Genomic DNA, 22,366 nt, shown 5'->3' on the forward strand with positions numbered 1-22,366 from the left:
GCTTCCCTGTGCTGCTCAGTGATTTCACTCTTATCCGGTTAGACCCCGGGTTCTTCTGACGGCTCTCCCCGTACACAATTGCTGGTCGTTGTTTGGCATGCCCGGCAGGATTCGAACCTGCAACTGAGACCTTAGAAGGGTCCTGCTCTGCCAATTGAACTACGGGCACGTTACTGCTTGATAAAGGTGATCCGGTCCAGCGTGCGATACCCTCTGGCCAGCAGGTATCCGGCAGCCAGACGGCGCTCTTCAGGTGCAACCTGATTCAGCACCACTTGTGCGGGCAGGCAATGCCTCCCGTTGCACCATGACAGAAACCCAATCAGGTTCTCCCGTGACGGGTCCGGTTGGACTACCTGTACGACCGCTACAGGATTCTCCCGAATCAAGCGCTTTGCCGCGCTATAGCTGCGCGCGGCCAGCGCAGACTGGTGGCTGGCGCCACTAATCAAAAGACGCATAAAATGCCCTCCTCGGTTGGCGATCCCGGCCGGATTCAAACCGGCATCGACCAGCTTCGGAGGCTGGGGCTCTCTTCAGTTGAGCTACGAGATCAAGTTTGAGCGGTGGACGGGAGTCGAACCCGTTTAAACAGGTTGGAAGCCTGTCACCCGGCCGGTTGGTTACCACCGCAGAAATAGATCTAATTAGATGTTCGAATTCCCGATCGAACGCGAGATAGTGTTGGTGCCCGAGGCCTGGATTCGAACCGGCGGCTTCCTGCTTACAAGGCAGGTACTCTGACCAACTGAGTTACACGGGCAAATCAATGGACTGGTCGGTGCAGAGGGATTCGAACCCCCGGCCTCATGGACCCAAACCATGCGCTCTACGCAGACTGAGCTATACACCGAATACTGGCGCCCGATGCCGGATTCGAACCGGCGCTCTCGCGCTCGACAGGCGCTTGCATTAGGCCTCTATGCTAATCGGGCGATATCTGGAGTCCGGTGCGAGAGTTGAACTCGCCTCAAGTGATTTTGCAGACCACTGCCTAACCGCTCAGCCAACCGGACTTAAACTGGACAACCTAGAACCAGCAGTCGGTAGCGCTGCAGAAGCCAGTCATTGCCAAACTGGCTGGCGATGGGGAATTCGAATCCCCGATTCAGGTTTCAGAGACCTGCGAGTTACCGTTACTCCAATCGCCAAGAAGATCTGAGAGGTATTGCCAGGAAATTCTGCAAACACCCTGGCAATACCTCTCTTTATGTTTCTGTTTACGGCCTGCCTTTTCGTCCGCTTTGCGATTACGGTGTACAGCGGGCCGGTTAAATTGTCGCGCGTACTTCGCGACATAGTTGCGTGACTTTTTCTTCTTCATTCCCTATCTCCATGTATGTTTGGCAATGTCTCTCTCGTTAGCGAGGCAAATAGACTATCAGTTGGTAGCCGAGGAGGGATTCGAACCCCCAGAATCCTGGTTCTAAGCCAGGCGTGTATGCCCATTCCACCACTCGGCCAAATCTGGTGCGCCAGGCGAGAGTCGAACTCGCAGCAATCAGGGTTTAAGGCTGATGTGTATACCCTTTCCACCACTGGCGCTGTGCAAACTGACAAAACCCCGCATTACGCGTTGGGTTTGGATTCTTTTCACCGCCCCACCAGCGCGATGAACATGACTACCCATTGGCAGCCCCCCGTGCAACGAATCGGGAGAAGGATGTGACCGCTGCAATATGGCGCGCCCGGAAGGATTTGAACCTTCACTCTTTGGCTTCGTAGGCCAGTGCCTTATCCAGTTTGGCCACGGACGCGTTGTTGGGGTGAAGCCGGGAATCGAACCCTGGTCTTCCGGTTCACAGCCGGATGCTCTGCCACTGAGCTAGCGACACCACTACTTGGCTCGGGGAGTCGGGATCGAACCGACGCTCTCCTGGTTAACAGCCAGGCGCATTACCACTTTGCTATCCCCGAATGACTTAAATATCTGGTGCACCGTGCAAGGTTCGAACTTGCGCGCACCGGGCTTCAACCGGCTGCTCTACCACCTGAGCTAACGGTGCACGTCAGAATTTGGATGCGGGACCGGGATTCGAACCCGGGACCTTCGCCTTATGAGGGCGGTGAGCTACCGCTGCTCTATCCCGCATGCCATTCTGGCCAGCCGGGAGGGAGTTGAACCCCCAACCGCCGGATTTGGAATCCGGTGCTCTGCCCATTGAGCTACCGACTGGCAATATCCAATATGTCTTGTAGGAGCTGGGGGAATCGAACCCTCCTTCTGCCTGGTTAAAAGCCAGGTGCATGACCGGTCTGCCAAGCCCCTACAAGAAACACTGGTACCCCTTACGGGCTTCGAACCCGTACCTGCTGATTGAAAGCCAGCTATCCTTAGCCAAATAGACCAAAGGGGTATCAATAAGAGTTGGTTGCGGCAGCCAGAATTGAACTGACGACCTGACGCTTATCAAGCGTCTGCTCTACCGCTGAGCTACACCGCAAACAAATCAACAACGACCAACTTGTTAAAAAACACTCCGGGTGTCAGTGCCGGAAACACTTTTACAAACCGCCAAAACGAAAAAACCCGATTGGCGGATGCCAACCGGGTTCTATCGCGTTAGTCGCTCAAGTATCCGGTTGGCGCGCAGCCGACCGGACAGGTCGTACTACGCTTTCATACGCTCGCTCTCAATCTCATTACCTTTCATCGGATTGGGTAACGAACATACAAAACTGCCTGGCATATCCAGGGCAAAGAGATCCCGCCCCTGTATCAGGGTGATCTCGATCGTCTGCCTCTGTTGATGCCACTTACACATAATGATTTCCAGAAAGTAAAAAACTCGCCTGTTTCAAAATTCCATCTGCGGGTTCGCGCCCCGCAAGTTCTGTTTAAACGTTATCACGGTTTTTCACTTCCGCAACAACTTTTTTTGACATTTTTTGTATATTTTTCAATAGGTTACAAACTTCAAGCGGTCGCCTGCCCTACCGTCTGAAACAGCATAAAATGATGGGCGCTAAGCCGGTAGGGAGCGTCTTTTCATACGCTCAGTGCCTGTTCAATTTGGTGTTTAAAACCAAGTTTGCTTCCTCAATTGGTGGTCCGCGGCGGACTCGAACCGCCTCCGCCCGCTTACGAAGCGGGTGCTCCTACCCGATGAGCTATCAGACCAAAAACAAAAAACCCCCTGAGGCGAACCTGAGGGGGTTTTTACAACCGGATTCCAGGAGGCTCGCAGCCTCCCGTACACCGAGAGGCAATCAATACAGGAGATGTTCATCCCATATAAAATCACACCGCTTCCCTGCGGAAGCCGCGTTCAGACGATTTGTAGAGTGTCTTAAGGGTTGATACACCGACTTGCCTCGTCGAATTACTGATCTGGTTAAAGAATAGCTGGCGATTCTAATTTGATGAATTGAATAATCAATAGGTATTGACTAAAAAACGTCAATTTGGCGTCTAATGTGATCTGCCTGACTTGCAGGACTCTATGCGGTCACTTCCACCGGCCCAATACTCTCCAACATACCTGCACCTCCCCCCTTCGCTGCAGTGCCAGCGTCACCCGTTATGGCGCCAAGGGAAGAAACAGAAAGGAAACATCGTCAAAGATCTGTTACCGGTAAATGGAGACTTGCGAATGCGAGCGATGGGAGCATCAGCAAGCCTCCCATAACGTAAGCGAATATACCTGATACGACTCTCTCGCTAGCGATCGCTCTTCAGATGGTGGTCAAACCACCCGATCATCTCCTGCGTAACATTTACGGGCGGCGCTTCCTGGAACAGGCCAAGATCATGACCAACTTCGGGTATTGAGATCAGCCGCGATTCCACGCCCACTTTCTGGAGCGCGTGGTACATGGCTTCGCTCTGAGCATATGGCACGACACGGTCCATTTTGCCGTGCACCAGTAGCACTGGCGCATCATCTTCCGAAACATGCCCTACCGGTGAGGCCTCCTGGTAGAGTTCCCCTTCCGCAGAGTCCGGGCCCATCCTTTGCCAATACACTGCACCCATAAATGAGGCAACCACATGGCGCGCACCCTCGGGTGAGCTCGCAAACGCAAGCAGATCTCCCGGCCCTGCGAGCGCTACCACGGCCTGCGCCCTCGAACTATCCCCGTGCAGGCGGCGACCATCGATGGAGCTATCCTCCTCAAGGGTTCCGAGCATATGAGCGAGATACGCCCCGGACGACATACCTGCCGCTCCGATGCGGTTCGGGTCAATCTGGTACTGCTCACTGTTACGGCGGATAAAACGCATCGCCCGACGGGCATCTTCCACCGCAGCGGGGTAATGGAACCGTGGCGCAGCGCGATGGCTTATGGCAAACACCGTATAGCCCGCTTCAACTAACGCCGGAGCGCCGAACTCCGGAAACATCGCCATCTCCCTCAAAGGCTGGGCGTCATATGACAACTCCTGATGCCAACCATTCCCCATAATAAATATGACCCCTTTACCGTTGGGTCGATCGGGATAATGGATATCCATGAGTAGTGCCAACCCGGAATGCATACCGTAGACGACATTTTTATCAATCCGGGACTGGGCGTTGGCACTGCTCGCGAAAACCGCCAAAAGGCAAATACAGGTAATGACTGAATGTATGCGCATTTCTTGCTCCGAAAACTTTTTATACTTTTATTAATTACAAGGCGGATTTCGTTGGACAATTAGGACAGATCGACAACCTCCTACAGGTAAAGTAAATCTGTCTATACAAGCGTCATCAAACCGAAGCGATCAATAAAAGAACACAGCGCACCAGATATAATGACGGCCATTGTTGTTTGCGATATACCGTTCTATGACGGTTCTTTATCTGCAGCAGCTTGTACCAAAGCTTTAGCCACCACCCTCTATTCATTGGTTACAGGGCACGTGGCTATTCAGCAGAATCTTGCGAGGTTTTAAAGTAAAGTGGGATCTTCTTCTCTTCTTCCAGACCCTGCTCCGCAGTCCACTCTACGGAAAGGTAGTTGTACAGTGCGACCACTTCCTGATCCGTCATATGGGAAAACTGTTCTTTAGATACGAATCCCATGACGCTACCTTCCGCAGCCATATCGCGCCCTGCTCTTGTTACCCCCTCCCTCATCAAATTGCGAAATTCCTCTATCGAGTAAGCCTTCACCATAACAAGGGGAGGAGCATTTATGACGTCTTTCGCCGTTTGATGATGACAATTTACACAACCCACCACATATGCCAGATGCTTACCGGAGGGATTATCCGCGTGCACACCGAATGACAGGAATGACAGTACTAACGCTATAGTACGAAACATGATTTTCTCCTGGTCAGGTCTCAAGTCTGTTATACAGGGGAGTATGAAGTTACGATTTTATAGTCTCACAGGAAGCCAACACCGTCATACGGTTAGACAATCAGCCCGATTAGTTTGGCGCATGAGTGTATTCGACCCTGAGCACAACGATATTTGGCAGACGCAGCATCGGGCAAGTCATACGCTATTGCTTGGCGCAAAGCTCTTTTTCTTAGTCATGGTTAGACCCTCATTTAGTAGTAGTGAGGTGTCTACTTTCTATGGGTAACTCGGGTACCTAACGCCGCCGGCAGGGGCAGCTTACCTTGTGCACGTTTTGCGCGAAAATGGGAGCAAAGTGACCTGCGCAAAAGGTGCACAAGGTAAGCTGTCCCGCGGAGGGGCGCAGGCCCGGAGCAAATTGCCCGGCCTTGTTATAGCCAAACTCCGAAGGCGGTAACAACCAATGTAAGGACCGCAACTCCCAAAGAAACGACTGCCGTGTACATGGCTCTTTTAGCAGACTTCTCCGCATGCTCATATTGCTTATAAGTAAGGTAGCCAAAAACAGCTTCTGGCCTCAGACGCCATCCAAAAACGTCATTTTTACTTGGCGCGGGAGCCTGAGTATTGGCATTTATGAATATGCTATCGCGAATTAGTTCAAAGTCACTTTCTGTAATATTCGCATTTACGAGTGCTGGCTCCATGTGATACGAGCCATTTTTACTCACGCAGTAGTCAAGCAACTTAATATATTTATGTTTTTCCATACTACTTTCTACTTGAAGCTATAACGCCCACAGCAGGGGCGGCTTACCTTGTGCGCGTTTTGCGCAAAACTGGGAGCGTAGCGACCTGCGCAAAAGGTGCACAAGGTAAGACGTCCCGCGGAGGCCCGAAGGGCCGGAGCATATTGCCTGTGCTTGTTATGCATGGAACTCGCGGAGAGCTGACTTATTACTCCATAGCCAAGCGAGTACAGAGCCACTTAATACAAGCAATGTAAGACCTCCTAAATCAAAATTAACTAGTTGATAGAGGGCCCACAAGACAATTATGAGCATCTCAGTAAGACCGGCATACCAGGCCCATACTTTCATTTTCAGAAAGCCCCAGCCAATGGCGAAATTTAGCCCCGCGAACGACGCGGTGCTGATCAATATAACCTGCCCACTAAATGCAAGGACATCCAGAATATCAGACGCGGCGATGAAGAGTAATAACAATACAGAGACTGCCGCAGCGAGAAATCCTAATACGTAAAATAGTAACTTCGCATTTCTTATTGGTTCTTGCACGAAATTCTCCGATGCATAACGCCGTGTTAACCGGCATGATCTGCTACCACTTTCGTGGACACTTTATGCCGCCAGTTTTTCATACTCTGAGGGCGATTGATAGCCGAGACTGGAGTGGAGCCGCTCTCGGTTATAGAACTCTATGTATTCGATGATATGAGCCACTGCATCGATTTCGTTCTGAAACATCCGCTGATGGACAAGTTCTGTCTTCATACTGTGGAAGAACGATTCAACGATGGCATTATCCAGCGGATTGCCCTTTCGGCTCATACTCCTTGTCATCCCTGCCGACTCAACAAGCTCTCGATACTCATGTGCGGCATATTCAATTCCCTGGTCAGAATGGAATATACAGCCAGCCTTTGGTTTCTGGCGCGCCAAGGCCATCTTTAGGGCACTCTTCGTCAGCTCGCTATTACGCTTCCTACTGAAGGACCAGCCAATCACCGATCTCGTAAACAAGTCGATCACAACGGCATGATATAGCCAGCCAGTTCCGGTCTTTATATAAGTAAAGTCTCCGGCCCACTGGCGACCGACGGAATCCGCGGGATCAGCTACTCCAAGTTGATTGCCTGTCGCCGAGTAAAATTCATGCTTGCCTGGGTTCCAGGTGTAGAGCCCTCTGCTAGAGGCCTTGATACCTGCGCATTTCATCAGCCGCGATACGCGCCTAACACTACACGGTAGGCCGTTACGCTTCAGCTGCTGATGTACTCTGCGCGCACCGTAAGCCTTCCGGAACCCCTGATGCAGCTCTACAATGGCGTCAGTAAGGCGCCGATCGTGCTTACGTCGCTCACTCTCTTCGCGACTGCGCCAGGCATAGAAGCCGCTCTTCGATACGCCTAATAGGTTACAGAGCTTTCTTACATCCCGCCCTTTGCGGTTCTTCTCAACCAGCTCGAAGAGCTTTACTTTTTCCGCTGGAAGAACCGCTCGGCCTTTTTTAGCAAATCGATCTCATCATTGCGATTTGCCAGTTCGCGCTCCAACTTCTTAATTTTCTTCTCTGCAGCAGCCAGCTTCTCTTCTGCTTCTTTTACTGGATCAGCTCTATCGGGACGACGTTTCGGTGACGGCTTGCTCGGCTTCATGTGCTTATTTTCCTTCAGATCTCCCCTGCGATGCTCCATCTGCCACCGATATAGCATCACCGGATGTATGCCGAGGGATTCTGCCACATCCTTTGACCTAACGTCAGGATGATTGGCCAACTTAACGGCCTGTAGCTTATAAGCCAATGTGTAACGGTCGTAGTTACGCTTTTTCGTTTGTCCCATTCTGGACCTCTTTCATGAACAGTAAATACCGTCCACAAAAGTGGTTACAGATCACGCGCCCAAGCGCGTCGGCTTGCTTTGACTTGTTAGTGTTCACTCGAAAATAATGCTGATACTTTATCGCTTACGAGTATTCCATAGACCAACATTAAAAGAACAGCAGAAATGGCAGAATAAAAATATGCCGAAGGGCTTACTGGCTCAGAATGGAAATAAAGCAAGGCAATTCCTACTCCATTAACGAAAAGCATAACTAACGATGCGACTATAGAAGCTAAACGCCACCCCCTACTCAGCTGAGTAAGGCCGTAAGCACAAGGTAACAGCAGCACACCTAGTTCAAGCACCAACCTGCCATTAAATATAGCGAGAATCATTTCGTACGCTGACACAACGCCGATAAGCATAAAAATTGCAACTACGACATACAGAATCATCGGAAGGTTTAATTTTTTATCTAGGTCTTGGTTCATAATTTTCAACACTAACGCCCAGCGCAGGCGCAGCCAGCGCGGAGTACATTTTGTGTTAATGTTCGAGCGGCAGCGAGTAACACAAAATGTGCGTAGCGTTGGTTGTCGCTCTGCCGCTGCTTGTTAGGCGAATCACCCCACAAATATATCCAATACATCCGATATGCGATCTTTGGAGCATCGATAGACTTCGGTGTAACTGCATCTACGACACGAAACCGTTGTGAATTTTGATGTTTGTATATCAAAAAATTTTGCCAAGCCACTACCTGCAGCATGGAACTCACCCAAATCATAATTTTCATGGCCACATTTCATGCAACTATGTTTTGTGCCTCCTGTTGCCCTTAATGCAGGATTGGGATTCTCTTGGGGCTCGGAGTCTCGAATTGCTATCCATTTTTTGAGCTCTTCGAAGCGCTCAGGATGCTCACTGATATTTATCGTTCTATATGCCTGCTCAAGCTCTTCTCTAGAATATTTTGAATAATCTATTTTCATTTCTGCTTTCTCAATTACCGCCTAACGCTCGGCTTTGGGGCGGGCTAGAAGCTGCGAAGCAGCGTAAAGGCCGTCCCAGCCCCGGAGGGGCGATAACAGCCGCTTGTTAGAGCATTACCTGGCTTCATGGTTAATTAATATAAAAGCGTACAAATACTTGCCTAGAACTACGCTTATAGGAATAGTAACCGGCAAAGACAGAACGAATCCATATAACCCGAAAATTATGCCTCCACTCAGCGCACTACCCACATCGGCACTACCTGAATCCCAAGGGCTCAATTCATACAACAAGAGAAAGCTCGCCCATGAAGAAAGTGCTGTTATTAAAGTAATTGCCAGTGTTGCTACATATGGCTCAATTAGCCATTTTTCACCTTCTATAGGGATGTACCAATCGCTAATCTTCCAACCCCAAAAAATTGCCCAAGCGACAGAAACTATCCAAAGCACTATTAGAGCAGGGCCAATTTCATACGCGACCAAATAAAGTAAACCAGCAACAACAAAGAAATCCAGTATTCCATGAATTCCAGAACTATATATCTTCACGTAATCTCGAATGCTTCGACTCATTGCGCTCTAACGCCGCCAGCAGGGGCAGCTTACCTTGTGCGCGTTTTGCGCGAAAATGGGAGCGAAGCGACCTGCGCAAAAGGTGCACAAGGTAAGCTGTCCCGCGGAGGGCCGAAGGCCTGGAGCAACTTGCCTGGCTTTGTTAAAGCGCTACAGAGCAACGTCATATGACACCATGAATAACTCGCCATTTGTAGTACGTTCACTGGACAAGTAGAGCCATGCAAACCCTTCCCTAAGCGTGATTTCTTCAGGGATGGGCTCGTTTTGTTTGAGCTTTGATATGGCATTCGAGATAGATTGAGAGAAAGAGCCAGAAACATTTGAAATTGATGCCATAGTAGATTTGAGCATAATAATTTTTTCAGGGTTGCTTACATCAGGCATCCTAAACTGATAGGAAAGACCAAAATGAGCACAACCAAATTGTCTAATTTTTACTCTCACCCCATTACTTAAGATAAAACTTTCTTCTAACTCGCCGTCTTCACCAACAACTGCGGAATATGAAGAGACGGCACTTCTATCCTCAACAATTGTCACGGGATCTGCTCGTACACAATCTTCACTTCCATAGGATGAAATCGATAGAAAAAATAAAGCCAAAATCTGAAGTCGTATTTTTTTCATTGTTGCTTTAACGCCCGCAACAGGGGCAACCAATGCTGTGTACATTTTGTGCGAAAATGGGAGCGCAGCGACCCGCACAGAATGTGCATAGCGTTGGGCGTCCCGCGGAGGCCCGCAGGGCCGGAGCATCCTGCTTGCGATTGTTATGAGCGAACTTCACTGTGGCGCAAAACTCTTAACTGAACTGATTGAGATTGATTTCTCACAGCCAGGATACAAGTCCGTTGAACAGCAATACTGCAAAGTAACAGCCATGTCATATCCGGACGCGGGCATGTGGAGCAAAACAGTTGGTTTAGAGCTACCGACTTGATAGTCCATCGAAGAGCCTGAAATTTCGTTTTTAGCAAGCATTAGACTGGTTTGAACTCGGCCAGCCATGCAATTCCCAAGTTTGTCGGAAAACTCAAGAAGATACAGATAAGTTTCTGCGCTTCCCGAATCAATTTTTTTCAGTTGAATGGAAAGCGACTCGGCATTTTCTGGTGTTACCTCTGTATTTCGAGGAAGCCCATCAGCCATAGCATACCCACAAAACAAAAAGGCCATAATTTTCACAATGTGCTTAAACATGACTCACCAAGCTCATAACGCCCAGCGCAGGCGCAGCCAGCGCGGAGCGCATTTTGTGTTAGTGTTTGAGCGCCAGCGAGTAACACAAAAGGTGCGTAGCGTTTGCTGTCGCTCTGCCGCTGATTGTTATGCGCCAAAGCTGAATTTTATCGTTTGAGTTACATATACCGGTACTAGCTTTTCGTTATCTTCTGATGGAACATATTTTTGTCGAGAACTGGCTTCTACTGCGCTTTCATCCCAAGCTCCTTTTGGCATTGACTCAATTATTTTTGGGTCATATACGTTGCCATTTGAATCAATAAGGAAGCGCACTCTAACAAAGCCAGAAGCACCAGCTACCGGCACTCGATTAGGTGAAATCCTAAATCCAATTGTCTTATCTTTTGGAACCCAGAAATCACCCAACTTATCAATTTCCACCTCTATAGGATCAGAAACTAAATACTGCTCGGATGTAGTAGTGCATGCTGAAACGAGCATCGCCAGACAAACAATTATTACAAATTTCATCATTTCTCCATTTTTTTGGGTGATCGCATAACGCTGAGGTTTGGGGCTGGCAAGCCGCGCAGCGGGTTGACAGTCCCAGCCGCCGTTTTTTGGCGGCGACAACACCGACTTGTTATGCATTATTTGACCCGAATCCAATCGCTTGAAAGATACGCCCTAAAGTTGCCTATATTTGCTTTTAGCTCCAATTTATAAATCCCAGGCTCAGCCAAATTACATTTATCGTCTTTTCCATCCCAGACAAAGCTGAACTCTGGACTTTTATTCGACACTAAAAAGGTATCACTACACTCTGTTTCACACTCACAGAACGCATTTTTTCTAAATTCGTAAGTTGTATATGAAGAGTTACCCTCGCCAACTTTAGGGTTGGGTGAAAGAAAGGTAATTCTCGCCTCATCTACAACATATTCCTGACCTTTAAGATCTCTCGTAAGGTTTGCTGTAATTACGTAGGCATCACCTTTCTTATTCTCTTTGATTTCGATGGGGTAGTTTACAATTGTTGCGAAAGCCCCAACAGAGAAAAAGATTAATACTGCACATAGTTTATACATGGTTTTTTGCATAACGCCGCAATGTGCGGCCGTAGCGGAAGGCCGAAGGCCTGGAACGGAGGTCCAAGCCCAGCTTGCTGGGCTGTTGCACCATTGCTTTGTTATGAGTGACCAAGCCCTGCTACCCCCACAATAACTGTAATAAATATGACTAGGCAACTGCAGAAGAACCTTTTAAGGAAAAGACTCTTTGAAACCAACAGACTATCACCTGATGCTAAATACGAATTACCAAAGATATATCTTAAGAACGACACATTGTTGGAAGGCGTATTATTTGAGAACAATGTAGGTTGCCCCATTTCCCGATAAGTCTCTGGATGATGCTCTCTGAGATAGGAAAAGTATTTAGAAACAACCACGAACCAAACCGGAACCATACAGAACATGGCTGCCACCAATGGAACTAGAAGTATTGCGATGATCTCGTTCATGCTTTACTCATAACGCCGCAATCAGCCGCGGCTTACTTTGTGTGCTTTTTGCACGAAAATGGGCGCGCAGCAATCGTGCAAAAATCACACAAAGTAAGACGTCGGCTGCATTGCTTTGTTAACGCGCCATGTCCTGAGTCTTTAGTTTTTCTTCGATGTACGCTCTTCTTTGCTTAGTGACTTCGTAGAATACTATTCCTGTTGCAGTTGCGAGATTGAGACTTTCTACAAAACCACACATTGGAATGTTAATACAAAACTTGGAATTTTCAATTGCCTCGCTGCTTAACCCATATGATTCATTTCCGAACCACACCGCCAATTTTCTTTGTGTGTAGACACCCTCATGCAATAAACAATTTTCCTTTCCCTGCAAGTGGGGTGAAGTAACGATTGAAAAAAAATTATTTTCCGATAAGTGATTAATACAATCTTGTGTGCTAGAGAAGACTTTTACAAAGCTTCTCTTTATAGCTGACACCGATATCTTGTTAAGTAAGCGATCGTTTCTCATATCCTCCCAATCAGCAGGCAAAACACCGCTCTCATCAATCACGTATGTTTTTTCAACGCCTAAAGCGTCTATATTTCTGACAATGGTGCCTATATTTATCGAATCTCTAGGATTTTCAATTACGGCGATTAAATTTCTGCACCGCATTAATTTAATTTCATTTGCTCGATTGCGAATAGAGCTTTTACCAGTACTTCGTTCCATGCGAATCCCTCTAGTACTGAAGCGTTAACGCCCGCAACAGGGGCGACCAATGCTATGCACGTTTTGTGCGAATCTGGGAGCGCAGCGACCCGCACAAAATGTGCATAGCGTTGGGCGTCCCGCGGAGGGCCAAAGGCCCGGAGCATGCTGCATGCGCTTGTTATGCGCCCCGCAACCTTAGCACTAAGCTACTAACCTTTTATTCGGTTTAGAAAGTAACCAACCAGAGCCAGAAGCCCCCCGAAACACAGCGTGAACAAACCACTTAGGTTATTTCCCTCCGATGGTACCACTTTGTAAAAACCTCGACTCGGTACCGAGTGTACCCAATTTAGAGGAAGGAAATCGGCTAACTCCGGCAGCCCAAAAATCATAGCGAGCAACGTATAAGCAAATATCGATACTCCGGAAAATAGGATTAACTTTGCCATGACTTAATTTGCCGCATAACGCCGCAATCAGCCGCATTTAAAGCGGAGCGGCTTTTGTGTATCAAATGTGAGCGCAGCGAACATGCACAAAAGGAGCATCGCTTTAAATGTCGGCTGCATTGCTTTGTTAGCATTTAGTGCAAGAATCTTGCAGCCCACCTTCCATTTAGGCACACATAAATAGCTCCTGTACCATCATATATACTCAAAATCCCTTTGGTTTCAATTTTTTCCAAGCTGGATATCTCTTCATTTGTACCTACAAATTGATACCAATTGGCAGGGTCACTTATATCTTTGAATTCCAAGCCTCCAATGAAATCTATAGATTCAATTTTGCTAGGACACGACGCCATGGGGTGCTCTGGATCATCGAAATGTAGCAATAAGGTGTACTCTCGCAAATACTCCTCTTTGTCCATGTCAGTTGTGCACCATACAGCGACTTCCCACTTTCCGTAAGGAGCAACATTCACAGCATAAGGCGGCCGTTTAATAGATACTCGTGAGTAAAAATCAGATACTTGGCTGCACCCGCGTTCTGTAATCATCCCGTGAATGTCTTCTGGCACCACCAGATTATCTGACACATGGGACACCAATGGGATGAAAAAAAATAGAAAAATTGTACGAACCATAAAAATGCTAACAGTTTATTAAAGAGCCAGTGGCTCATTATCCACTTGGCTACTATTTCTGGAATACCCTGCCCCAGATCCAGATAAAAAACCAAATTTTACAGTAGGTTATAGATTTCTGGTTATTTCGCAACCAGTGATAGTGAGCCAGTGACTCAAGTCGCATGATTTTACATGTGGCTCTTGAACACATTTTCCACCTAATGAAATCAACAGGTTAGAGAAGATTTTCCGTGGATGTGAGCCATGGCTCATTAATTCGGGCCTTGACGCGGTCTCTTTGTCAGATTAATACTGTATGTATATACAGTTTAGGAGACCTATCATGGATGATATTCGTCACCGACTTCCCGAAAATTCGAACAAGTTTATCCCGAGCGTTCGCCGCCATATCCGAGCAGCCGGCTTGGCGTATCGGACGGAGCAGACTTATATCCACTGGATTAAGCGATTCATCCATTTCCATAAGCTACGGCATCCACGGGAGATTGGTATGGCCGAGGTAGAGGCGTTTCTCAACCATCTCTCGGTGAATTGTCATTGTTCAGTTAATACCCAGCGTATCGCCCTGAACGCGCTCGTCTATCTCTACAAACGGTTTCTGGGGGTCGACACTGCCAATATCGGCTTTACACCGGCCCGCCAGTATCGTCGCCTTCCGGTGGTCTATAGCCGAGAAGAAATCCGGGCGATTGTGGCCAGGCTCGAAGGTGCCTATCGCCTTCAGGTAGAGCTGATGTACGGGTCAGGGCTCCGCTGTGCCGAGCTGTTGTCTCTCCGGGTGAAAGACATCGATTTTGGCAGCAATAACGTGTTCGTACGTGGAGGAAAAGGCAATAAAGACAGGACCACCATACTCCCACAAGGCTTGATTACGGACCTGCATACGCAGATCCAGCAGGTGAAGATTATCCATGCCCGGGATGTCGCCAGTGGATATGGGGATGTCTACATGCCTGATGCCCTGGAAAGGAAGTATCCCGCCGCGACCCGCAGTACCGCCTGGCAGTTCTTGTTTCCAGCCTCACGGGTTGCCCTCTGCCCGCGCAGCGGCGTGATACGACGGCATCACCTGCACCCTTCAGCGCTGGGCAAGCAGTTACGCCGCGCCGTGAAGGAATCCGGTATCAACAAGCCACCTCGAGCGCACGCCTTCCGGCACAGCTTTGCTACCCACCTGTTAGAGGTCGGTTACGATCTCAGGACAATTCAGGAGCTGTTAGGGCATGCCGATATCGCAACCACGGAAATTTACACCCATGTGGTAAACCGTGGGGGCAAAGGGGTGTTGAGCCCTGTAGACCGGCTGAACCATTGATTAGCGAGCAGCATTTGAAGCGCTGGGGAAGGCTTCCCTGCCCAGCAGGTACTAGTGGCCCATGCGGAAAGTTTTGCAACAAAGAAGCACAGCCAGGGTGTTCAGATCAAGGCGAGGGAGCGCAGCAATAGTGGTTCTATTTCAAGCTTTCTCAACGCAGAGCTGGACAGGTTGGCGAAGCGAACTGCTACCTAATTTTCCGCATGGACCACTAGCCAATGTATTTGATCAAGCCGCCCTCTGCCCTCACACAGGCGCCATTGATCGCCGAGCTCAGTGGAGATGCGAGGAAGGTAACCACGCTGGCAATCTCCTGAGGCCGAATAAATCGTTGCAGGAGCGAATTGGGCTCGGTTTCGGCAAAGAACGCCTTCACAAACTCTTGCTCGGACTTCCCCTCCACAGCCGCACTCTCTTTCAGCCAGCCCTCGACGCCTTCTGTCAGGGTTGGACCGGGCAATACCGAGTTGACGGTCACGCTGCCGTCATTTCCCTTGGTGAGGTTCGCCATACCACGTCCAATAACGACCTGAGCCCCCTTGCTCATCGAGTAGTGCACCATGCTCTCCAGGCCCCGCATGCCCGCCTCGCTGGCCATATGGATGACCCGGCCAAACTTGCGCTCCAACATACCCGGGAAGAAGTGACGTGACAGGCGCACGGTACTCATAATGTTCACATCAAACACCTGCTGCCACTCTTCGTCGGAGATCTCGGCAAACGGGCGCGGGTTAAAGATGCCGACATTGTTGACCAGAATATCCAGCGGACCGATTGCATCAATATCGGCGCAGATTCTATCGACCTGGACCGGATCCGCGAGATCACCATCGACCGCCATCACCTCCCCCAGATTGGCGAGCTCATCCGCCACCAGCTGGGTCTCTGTGCGCGCATTAATGATGACCCGGGCGCCTTCTGCCAGCAGGGCCTCGGCGACCGCGCGCCCGATGCCTTTGGTTGATCCACTGATGAACGCTAATTTTCCCGCCAGCTGAAGATCCATGAACAAATCCGACTATTGAGGAGCTTTGAGTCACATTGGCGATGAACAGACAGGCCAGGCTGTAGGTTCGGACACCTATCAGCAAGAATAGACGTATTGAAAGTCCTTGACGCGCGGTTAGGGGGAGCCAAACAAACCGGTGAAGATCATGATCTGGCTGTCTCCCCGGAATATTCATAAGCGCAGGAACAGGAATGTGGTTCGTTCCTCACTTCGCAACAGGTTCTACCTGTAACTAGCCGGAGGGACAGCGGCTAGTTACAGGTGATATTGGTTACAACTCTAATCCGTTCTTGTCTTCGCCAATAAGAATCCAGTTCGGGTTGTCATCGTAATCCGGATGATCAGCCCAGTTACTGGTATCGTAGATCCATGGCTGCAAACAATCACGATCAGTCACACAGGGGTCGGTGAGTGCCTCCATAAAGGCAACCACCCTGTCAGATTGTTCAATATTGATATCAATTTCTGGAGCGGGTGAGTTTGACACGGATTCGTCAAACGTCTGACGGAACAGGAAGCGGGTATTATTGAACGCATGCGGGTTCATATTGTTGTAAACCTGCTCACAAGTCTCGTTCGTCTTCTCCATTATCTCGGTAATCGAAACTAACTCACAATAGTCCGCATCGCCCATTTCGTTAAATACTGCGTTTGCATCCAGGATGCTACCAATGCCGAGCAGCGCATTCATTGCGCCTCCCGGATTGCCATAGACATCCATCACCTGTCGTAAGGTCGATAGCGCGCCGTTATGCATATAGGGGCCAGTCTCGGCGATATTCAGCAAAGGCGATGTACGGAAATGGTATGCATCACCAACATCGCCACTAATATTCTGCCGACCAAAATCACTATCTGTGACAAAGGTACTGCTATCGCCATTCCCTGGACCAACCTGCCCGAGGCCAATTGCATGGAAGCTCCCATCTGTAAAGGCGTCCCCTGAGTGGCACTGACTGCACGCAGCTCCGCCCTCGTCTCCCGCGGTCATAAACAATACTGCACCAACTTTTTGATCATAGGTCAGCGCATCAACATTCGCACTCGCATCGCCCCGAAGGAATGCAACGTATTCTTTCCATGGATTATCAATGAAAACCATGGATTCTTCGAAAGCCGCCAGTGATTCAGCGATACGGTCAAAGCTGATACTGGTATCACCATAGGCTGCGGCAAACAGAGCCTCCCATTGGGCATCACCAACAAAGCGCGCTGCCAACATTTCCCGGTAGCTAGAGTTATCCGCGCCCAGAGGCTCGTCTCCACGCATTTCGTTGTGCGTTACAATCGGGAAGCGCAATTGTGCATTCGCTAAAGATGCCCCGCCCGGGATATTGCTATCCGCAGTGCTGCGATCCGGAGAGTCTGGAGTGACAATTCCCCCCTCCGTGCCTCGGGCGCCAACTTCACCATTGGTGCTCTCTACGCGCGAATCCCAGAACAGGCCATCGTCAATTAAACCAATATTGAATACAGATGGTGCATTGCGCCCGATAACGGGGTAGCTGTCAAACTCTTCCGGTTCACTACCATTAAAGAAACGGCCTGGTCCAAGTAGGTCTGGAGCGAAGCGATGAAAACTATCTACCGCATCATAACCAACAGGCCACGACAGGTTGTCACCTCCGCCTAATGCCGGATGGTGACATGAGGCACAGGCGGTATCATATTCGCCACTTAAACGCTTGGAATAGAATAGTGCTTTACCCAACTGTGCTTTCGCACCTTTGATATCAGCCAGGCTTCGGCCGATGGTCGGATCCCCCGTGAAGCCTTGCTCTTCGATTAGTAGCTGAGCATGAACATCAACTGGCTCCAATAAACCCGCCAGAGCGCCAAGGCCATCGTTATCGATAATAGCGTCGCTATCCTGCGGATCGATATCAGCCAATCTGGCATCGTCGACCCCGCCACGCACCAGCCGAACCAACATTGCATCGCTTCGACCTTTAAACCAATTCAAACCTGATTTGAAGTTGATAAACCAGGAGTCCTGGGGAAACTCAACCATCGGCGACGAGGTCCACGTATAGTCAACCGTCGTGGCAGGAAAGATATTGAGATTGATTGCTGGTTCGACAGTATTGAAGTCAACCAGTGAAAACAGCTCTTTCGTATTGGGAATACGCCAGTCGCTGTATCCAGCCAGCGTACTATCCTGCGCATATTCCAGTGCTACGCCCCAGTCCATCGCTTCGGCTGCTCCACTACCACACAGAACACCATCCCGACCCGCAACACATTGGGCCCACATCAAGCCCGTTGCCAGGTCCGTCACGGTTCCATCATCATTCACTGAATAACGTTCATCGGGACTGGTGCCTGCTATGTCATTGGTCTCAACCGGATCAATCACTCTCACCAAGCGGACTGCGGCCGGCTGGTAGCGCTGGACATTTTTATTGTTACCAAACACCAGCTGAAAGGCCCAGGCATAGAATTCGCCATGCTCTCCACGATAAGGTAGCGATGACCAGTAGAATTCATCAACTGCATTCGGAAAGTAGTCGGTGTCAATTTTCAGTGAGCGACTGTTTGCACCAAAATTAACGATAGACAGTAACTGGGTGTTATCCGGCACACGCCAGTCACTGTAGCCACACAATGCTTCTTCATTGGTACCGATGATTAACGGGTTCCAGTCATCATAATAGTCACCTTCGCGGACTACCTCCCCTCTCTCCCGCGCCGTCAAACCTCCCCAACGATAGGTATTAGATGCATCATGGATTCCCCCATCATTGCTTTTTACTTCCCACAGCAGGCCTGTGCGATTGTCACGCACACACGCCCAAGGGGCGGAAGCGTAATCACCACTGCCCGTATACTCGGATCCATCCGCATTCAGGCGTGTGAAGTCAAATCCATTGTCGCCGCCCCCCGCTGAATTCAATCCAGCACTCCGCCCCTGGCCGCAGTCTTGAGGGAGAGCGGTCACACCATCAGAGGCAATAATGGTCATCGTGCAGTTAATGCCATTACTGCTGTAATCAGCCCCAAACGCGATTCCGGTATCGTTGAGTGCAGCCATACCAATGGCAAACTCAACTTCCATATCGGTATCACCTCCACCAGTACTCCCTTCATCCGGTGTTTCAATCACGGCACTATTGTTGCCTGAATCACCGCCACCACCCCCGCCACAGGCGGTCAGGAGACCGGTCAGCAGTAGACCGAGGATTCTGGCAAAAAGGCGAAAATTCATACAAAACGACTGGTTACCCATTTGGCTTCCCCCTTCACACACGAGTAGATCGTTCAGACTGCCAATTCCCAATTGGCATGGAGTTCTTTAACGTCTGAGAAAGGCATTGGATGACAGGAAAAAATGGCTTTTACACAAGAAGTCGGTGCTGCCACCTGGGCAACACCGGGTTCGCGACTGCTCTGCGATATTGTTTGTCTGAGAGTGATTTTCTCGAATAAAATCACTCGATCAGGGCACGCTCCACCGGCAGGCCACTGGGGACACTTTGCGGAATCAATAATCTTAAGTTGTCGGATTCTGCCGCAGGGTCGGTTTGCGCCTCGAGGAACGCCACCAGTATCTCGATTTCAGAGGTCAGGTTGCCCGCCCCGAAGACCTTGCCTTCCTCCTGGGACAGCGTGTCATGGTCATCCAGCAAGCCGATGATGATTTGCCGGTAGGCATCCGTGCGGATAAAGCCCTCAGGGTTGAATTGCGCAAACAGTACTTGCTCGGGAGCACTGACCTGACTGGCAAAGCCCGGGGTTTCATCAAATGCTGCTGTAGCGGTGTTGTACCCCATGTAATTGGCAATCCAGAATTGCCGGGGCGTTGCATAAATTTGTACGTGACTACTCAGGTCGGAAAACTGCCCCAGGTGCCCATAGGGCGCCGTTAGTGCCACATTGAACAGGGGCTGGGTCCTGAACTGATAGCGGTGCGCCATCTGCCCGGTGACACGCTCACGCCCAAAGTCCAGCTTGCCGTCGGTTCCGAGGCCAAACTCGCCGTTCTCTCCATCCCCTTTGCCCGGCCCAAATTGCGCCAGCGGCAGGTTGTGAAAATCAAAGTCAGACAGGACGGAGCCCGCATGACACACATCACAGCCGGTATCGTAGAAGAAGTGTGCACCCCGGGTTTGCGCTTCGGTCAGAATATCCGGATCATTCAGTACACCATCTGTCGAGACGTCGTGAATAAATCTCTGCCAGGGGTTGTCACGCTTGTCAAAACCGCGGATTTCAAAGGCAGCAATGGCGTTAGCAGCGTGGGCAAAGGTCATCCCATCAAACCCGACACCGGGGTATGCGGCTTCAAATAGCGTGACATACTCCGGTATCGCCCCGAGCCGACCCATCAGGGCATTCCAGATACCAGCAAAGTCCCCATCTGCGAATGTAGCCAGTTCATTATCCGCGCTGGCTTCTCCGCGCATCTCTGCCCTGTTGGCCACCGGAAACATCGCTTGCACCGCAACAAGGCCATACCCCTGAAAACCGTCTATCTCCGATCTGGCAAAAAATACATCCAACATTCCCTGGTCAATATCACCACTCTGGTCGGCCGGCGTCCGTAAGGTGCCAGTCTCGTCCATCTGGATACGTCCATCCCAGAACATATTTTCAAACAAGTCCAGATTAAAGAGAGGCATCGCATGTCGGGCCACCACCTTGCCGCCCACACGGTTCTGGCCAAGGTTAAAAGCCCCGGTCCCCAGTGGCAGTGAACGGGCGTCTCCGCTTCCGAGTAGCGGGTGGTGACAACTCAGGCAAGAAACATCTTTATTGCCGCTGAGTATTTTGTCGAAGGCGAGCGCCTGACCCAGCGCGTACATCGCATCGGTCACATCCGGCGCCGGCGCGACCGGCTGTAGGTTTTTACTCAGGACAAAATCAACCAGCTCAGTACTGGTCTGGGAGAACGGCTGATCGATAGAATCTGTAATATCCGTATCTGCTTCGGGCACAATGAGTGCTGCACCCTGTACCAGGTTGAGATGCAACGTCTCGATAATATCCCTCTGGGTAAAGCTCAACGACGCTCTCAGGTCGGTGTAGGTTAACGTCGCTTCCCCCAGCACCTCGCGGATAGCTGCGGGGAACAAGGAATTACCACCTTCCAGCTCGTCAGCCAGCCCGGTTACCAACTGCTCGAGCAGCTCGCCGAGGTCTATCTCTCCGTCGTTCGCATTACTCGCCGATATCACAGCCAGGACAAAACCATACTCCGCACTGTCATCCATTTCAGAAGGTGCTAGCAACAGGTCTTTCGGCACCAGCGTCGTGATATCAATCTCTGTACGGAGCCCAAATGCCGTAGCAACCTTGCTATTGAACCCTAACTCTCCAACTGCCGTGTCCAGGTTGCCCGCTGCTTGTGCCAGTTGCGTTGCGATCTCGGTAAGCGGGCTCACTACAAACTGAAAGGTGCTGCCGCTCTCGGGATTGATGTTGACGACCGAGCGCATCAACGGTGTTGGGTCTGTAGTTTCCCTGTCGGTGGCCTCGTCCAAGTAGATACCACCGGAGCATTCGATCAGCGCCATGCCCGCGTAATCAATGGCTTCACCAAAATACGCAACTCCGAGATCGCCTGTCATACCGGTGGCGACCGAATCGGTCTTTACGCCGCCCTCTATCCGGAATATTTCACAGTCAGCACCATCGACCGGGCCCTTGAAGAAAGTGGTCGATATATCTAGCGAATAGACCGGTTGACTGTTGTCTCCCCCAGCGCTGGGGTCACCATTATCAACACCGCTGTTTGGGGTGACAGGGTCACTGTTGGAACTGCTACTGCCCCCGCCACAGCCCGTCAGAAAAATCAGAACAACGAGTAACACCACCTTCACCGCACAACTGCGTGCCGCAACATCAAATCTACCGCTCATAAACCGAATCTTTCCCGCTTGTTTTCATTGTCATACTTGTTGAAGTGGAATCCGGAGGAATGATGCAGGAGTCAATCTGCCCGCAATACACGATCCAACCCCAGCGCTCGCTCCGTGTTCAAACCGCGCAAGCGGTTCGTTGAACGGAGGCAAATTTTGATATCTAACGATTAGGGCTACGATTCGTTGACACGGATTACAGAAAATTTGGGTTAGGTCGCACTTCCGCAACAAGTGCGCGACTAAAAACGGCTCCGGCCGAAGGGTTATCAGTCAAATTCCGTACAGAAGCGTGCGCAGTAGAGGTCGCACTTCCGGG

The 22,366-nt window shown here is 50.1% G+C and carries 22 protein-coding genes and 20 tRNA genes; 1 reads left to right on the forward strand and 41 read right to left on the reverse strand.

Annotation, left to right across the window (positions count from 1 at the left end):
• Nucleotides 1-93 precede the first annotated feature (93 nt).
• The 38 genes from ACXAD0_RS13295 to ACXAD0_RS13480 all read right to left on the reverse strand — a co-directional run bounded on the left by ACXAD0_RS13295 (nt 94) and on the right by ACXAD0_RS13480 (nt 13,814).
• Nucleotides 94-169, reverse strand: a tRNA-Arg gene (locus ACXAD0_RS13295).
• A gap of 1 nt (nt 170) precedes the next feature.
• Nucleotides 171-461 carry a hypothetical protein gene (locus ACXAD0_RS13300; RefSeq protein WP_475088983.1) on the reverse strand — a complete coding sequence of 97 codons (291 nt, stop codon included), beginning with the start codon at nt 459-461 and terminating at the stop codon, nt 171-173.
• A 17-nt stretch (nt 462-478) separates the two neighbouring features.
• Nucleotides 479-555, reverse strand: a tRNA-Arg gene (locus ACXAD0_RS13305).
• Nucleotides 556-562: 7 nt separating this feature from the next.
• A tRNA-Gly gene (locus tag ACXAD0_RS13310) sits at nt 563-633 on the reverse strand.
• Between the two features lie 52 nt (nt 634-685).
• Nucleotides 686-763, reverse strand: a tRNA-Thr gene (locus ACXAD0_RS13315).
• A 12-nt stretch (nt 764-775) separates the two neighbouring features.
• Nucleotides 776-853: transfer RNA gene (locus ACXAD0_RS13320), tRNA-Pro, on the reverse strand.
• Nucleotides 854-858: 5 nt separating this feature from the next.
• A tRNA-Asp gene (locus tag ACXAD0_RS13325) sits at nt 859-935 on the reverse strand.
• Nucleotides 936-941: 6 nt separating this feature from the next.
• Nucleotides 942-1,016, reverse strand: a tRNA-Cys gene (locus ACXAD0_RS13330).
• 61 nt (nt 1,017-1,077) lie between these two features.
• Nucleotides 1,078-1,151: transfer RNA gene (locus tag ACXAD0_RS13335), tRNA-Gln, on the reverse strand.
• Nucleotides 1,109-1,324: a DUF7230 family protein gene (locus ACXAD0_RS13340; protein ID WP_475090390.1), complete on the reverse strand. Its 216-nt coding sequence runs from the start codon at nt 1,322-1,324 to the stop codon at nt 1,109-1,111. The genes ACXAD0_RS13335 and ACXAD0_RS13340 overlap by 43 nt, the downstream gene beginning before the upstream one ends.
• A 62-nt stretch (nt 1,325-1,386) precedes the next feature.
• Nucleotides 1,387-1,463: transfer RNA gene (locus ACXAD0_RS13345), tRNA-Leu, on the reverse strand.
• Between the two features lie 5 nt (nt 1,464-1,468).
• Nucleotides 1,469-1,545: transfer RNA gene (locus ACXAD0_RS13350), tRNA-Leu, on the reverse strand.
• 135 nt (nt 1,546-1,680) lie between these two features.
• Nucleotides 1,681-1,757: transfer RNA gene (locus ACXAD0_RS13355), tRNA-Arg, on the reverse strand.
• Between the two features lie 5 nt (nt 1,758-1,762).
• Nucleotides 1,763-1,838: transfer RNA gene (locus ACXAD0_RS13360), tRNA-His, on the reverse strand.
• Nucleotides 1,839-1,842: 4 nt separating this feature from the next.
• A tRNA-Asn gene (locus tag ACXAD0_RS13365) sits at nt 1,843-1,917 on the reverse strand.
• Between the two features lie 14 nt (nt 1,918-1,931).
• A tRNA-Phe gene (locus tag ACXAD0_RS13370) sits at nt 1,932-2,006 on the reverse strand.
• 11 nt (nt 2,007-2,017) lie between these two features.
• A tRNA-Met gene (locus ACXAD0_RS13375) sits at nt 2,018-2,092 on the reverse strand.
• 8 nt (nt 2,093-2,100) lie between these two features.
• Nucleotides 2,101-2,176: transfer RNA gene (locus tag ACXAD0_RS13380), tRNA-Trp, on the reverse strand.
• 20 nt (nt 2,177-2,196) lie between these two features.
• Nucleotides 2,197-2,269 (reverse strand) — tRNA-Lys (locus ACXAD0_RS13385).
• Nucleotides 2,270-2,280: 11 nt separating this feature from the next.
• A tRNA-Glu gene (locus ACXAD0_RS13390) sits at nt 2,281-2,357 on the reverse strand.
• 12 nt (nt 2,358-2,369) lie between these two features.
• Nucleotides 2,370-2,444 (reverse strand) — tRNA-Ile (locus tag ACXAD0_RS13395).
• A 168-nt stretch (nt 2,445-2,612) separates the two neighbouring features.
• Nucleotides 2,613-2,765 (reverse strand): hypothetical protein, encoded by a 153-nt coding sequence (locus ACXAD0_RS13400; protein WP_475088984.1) that lies wholly within the window; start codon nt 2,763-2,765, stop codon nt 2,613-2,615.
• A gap of 280 nt (nt 2,766-3,045) precedes the next feature.
• Nucleotides 3,046-3,121, reverse strand: a tRNA-Thr gene (locus tag ACXAD0_RS13405).
• Between the two features lie 540 nt (nt 3,122-3,661).
• On the reverse strand, nt 3,662-4,579 hold the full coding sequence (locus tag ACXAD0_RS13410; RefSeq protein ID WP_475088985.1) for a prolyl oligopeptidase family serine peptidase: 918 nt from the start codon (nt 4,577-4,579) through the stop codon (nt 3,662-3,664).
• 271 nt (nt 4,580-4,850) lie between these two features.
• Entirely contained in the window at nt 4,851-5,252 is a 402-nt protein-coding gene (locus ACXAD0_RS13415; protein WP_475088987.1) for a c-type cytochrome, read from the reverse strand.
• Nucleotides 5,253-5,665: 413 nt separating this feature from the next.
• Nucleotides 5,666-6,004, reverse strand: a complete 339-nt coding sequence (locus ACXAD0_RS13420; RefSeq protein WP_475088988.1) for a hypothetical protein — start codon at nt 6,002-6,004, stop codon at nt 5,666-5,668.
• A 156-nt stretch (nt 6,005-6,160) separates the two neighbouring features.
• Nucleotides 6,161-6,532 carry a hypothetical protein gene (locus ACXAD0_RS13425; protein ID WP_475088989.1) on the reverse strand — a complete coding sequence of 124 codons (372 nt, stop codon included), beginning with the start codon at nt 6,530-6,532 and terminating at the stop codon, nt 6,161-6,163.
• Between the two features lie 63 nt (nt 6,533-6,595).
• Nucleotides 6,596-7,438 (reverse strand): IS3 family transposase, encoded by an 843-nt coding sequence (locus ACXAD0_RS13430; RefSeq protein ID WP_475090346.1) that lies wholly within the window; start codon nt 7,436-7,438, stop codon nt 6,596-6,598.
• 11 nt (nt 7,439-7,449) lie between these two features.
• The gene (locus tag ACXAD0_RS13435) at nt 7,450-7,818 is read right to left on the reverse strand and encodes a transposase (RefSeq protein ID WP_475087012.1); all 369 of its coding nucleotides are present in this window, start codon (nt 7,816-7,818) and stop codon (nt 7,450-7,452) included.
• Between the two features lie 86 nt (nt 7,819-7,904).
• Nucleotides 7,905-8,291, reverse strand: coding sequence for a hypothetical protein (locus tag ACXAD0_RS13440; protein WP_475088990.1), 387 nt, complete (start codon nt 8,289-8,291; stop codon nt 7,905-7,907).
• Nucleotides 8,292-8,423: 132 nt separating this feature from the next.
• Nucleotides 8,424-8,792: a zinc ribbon domain-containing protein gene (locus tag ACXAD0_RS13445; protein ID WP_233998892.1), complete on the reverse strand. Its 369-nt coding sequence runs from the start codon at nt 8,790-8,792 to the stop codon at nt 8,424-8,426.
• Between the two features lie 114 nt (nt 8,793-8,906).
• Nucleotides 8,907-9,344 carry a hypothetical protein gene (locus ACXAD0_RS13450; protein WP_475088991.1) on the reverse strand — a complete coding sequence of 146 codons (438 nt, stop codon included), beginning with the start codon at nt 9,342-9,344 and terminating at the stop codon, nt 8,907-8,909.
• Nucleotides 9,345-9,518: 174 nt separating this feature from the next.
• The gene (locus ACXAD0_RS13455) at nt 9,519-10,043 is read right to left on the reverse strand and encodes a hypothetical protein (protein WP_475088993.1); all 525 of its coding nucleotides are present in this window, start codon (nt 10,041-10,043) and stop codon (nt 9,519-9,521) included.
• Between the two features lie 111 nt (nt 10,044-10,154).
• The gene (locus tag ACXAD0_RS13460) at nt 10,155-10,571 is read right to left on the reverse strand and encodes a hypothetical protein (protein WP_475088994.1); all 417 of its coding nucleotides are present in this window, start codon (nt 10,569-10,571) and stop codon (nt 10,155-10,157) included.
• A gap of 126 nt (nt 10,572-10,697) precedes the next feature.
• A complete protein-coding gene (locus ACXAD0_RS13465; protein WP_475088996.1) occupies nt 10,698-11,204 on the reverse strand; it encodes an energy transducer TonB in 507 nt (168 codons plus the stop codon).
• A complete protein-coding gene (locus ACXAD0_RS13470) occupies nt 11,204-11,641 on the reverse strand; it encodes a hypothetical protein (RefSeq protein WP_475088998.1) in 438 nt (145 codons plus the stop codon). Before ACXAD0_RS13470 ends, ACXAD0_RS13465 begins: the two co-directional genes overlap by 1 nt.
• Nucleotides 11,642-12,193: 552 nt before the next feature.
• Nucleotides 12,194-12,793: a TrmH family RNA methyltransferase gene (locus ACXAD0_RS13475; protein ID WP_475089000.1), complete on the reverse strand. Its 600-nt coding sequence runs from the start codon at nt 12,791-12,793 to the stop codon at nt 12,194-12,196.
• Nucleotides 12,794-13,358: 565 nt separating this feature from the next.
• Nucleotides 13,359-13,814: a hypothetical protein gene (locus ACXAD0_RS13480; protein WP_475087793.1), complete on the reverse strand. Its 456-nt coding sequence runs from the start codon at nt 13,812-13,814 to the stop codon at nt 13,359-13,361.
• Between the two features lie 373 nt (nt 13,815-14,187).
• Between ACXAD0_RS13480 and ACXAD0_RS13485 the strand changes: the two genes are divergently transcribed.
• A complete protein-coding gene (locus tag ACXAD0_RS13485) occupies nt 14,188-15,180 on the forward strand; it encodes an integron integrase (RefSeq protein ID WP_475089002.1) in 993 nt (330 codons plus the stop codon).
• Between the two features lie 211 nt (nt 15,181-15,391).
• Here the strand turns inward: ACXAD0_RS13485 and ACXAD0_RS13490 are convergent, their stop codons facing one another.
• From ACXAD0_RS13490 to ACXAD0_RS13500, 3 genes are all read right to left on the reverse strand, one after another.
• Nucleotides 15,392-16,186: an SDR family NAD(P)-dependent oxidoreductase gene (locus ACXAD0_RS13490; protein WP_475089003.1), complete on the reverse strand. Its 795-nt coding sequence runs from the start codon at nt 16,184-16,186 to the stop codon at nt 15,392-15,394.
• Nucleotides 16,187-16,460: 274 nt separating this feature from the next.
• Nucleotides 16,461-19,415 carry an Lcl domain-containing protein gene (locus ACXAD0_RS13495; RefSeq protein WP_475089004.1) on the reverse strand — a complete coding sequence of 985 codons (2,955 nt, stop codon included), beginning with the start codon at nt 19,413-19,415 and terminating at the stop codon, nt 16,461-16,463.
• A 202-nt stretch (nt 19,416-19,617) separates the two neighbouring features.
• Complete coding sequence (locus ACXAD0_RS13500) at nt 19,618-22,047, reverse strand: cytochrome-c peroxidase (RefSeq protein ID WP_475089006.1); 2,430 nt, start codon at nt 22,045-22,047, stop codon at nt 19,618-19,620.
• Nucleotides 22,048-22,366: the final 319 nt, after the last annotated feature.

The organism is Microbulbifer sp. ABF4_148 (assembly GCF_056158985.1).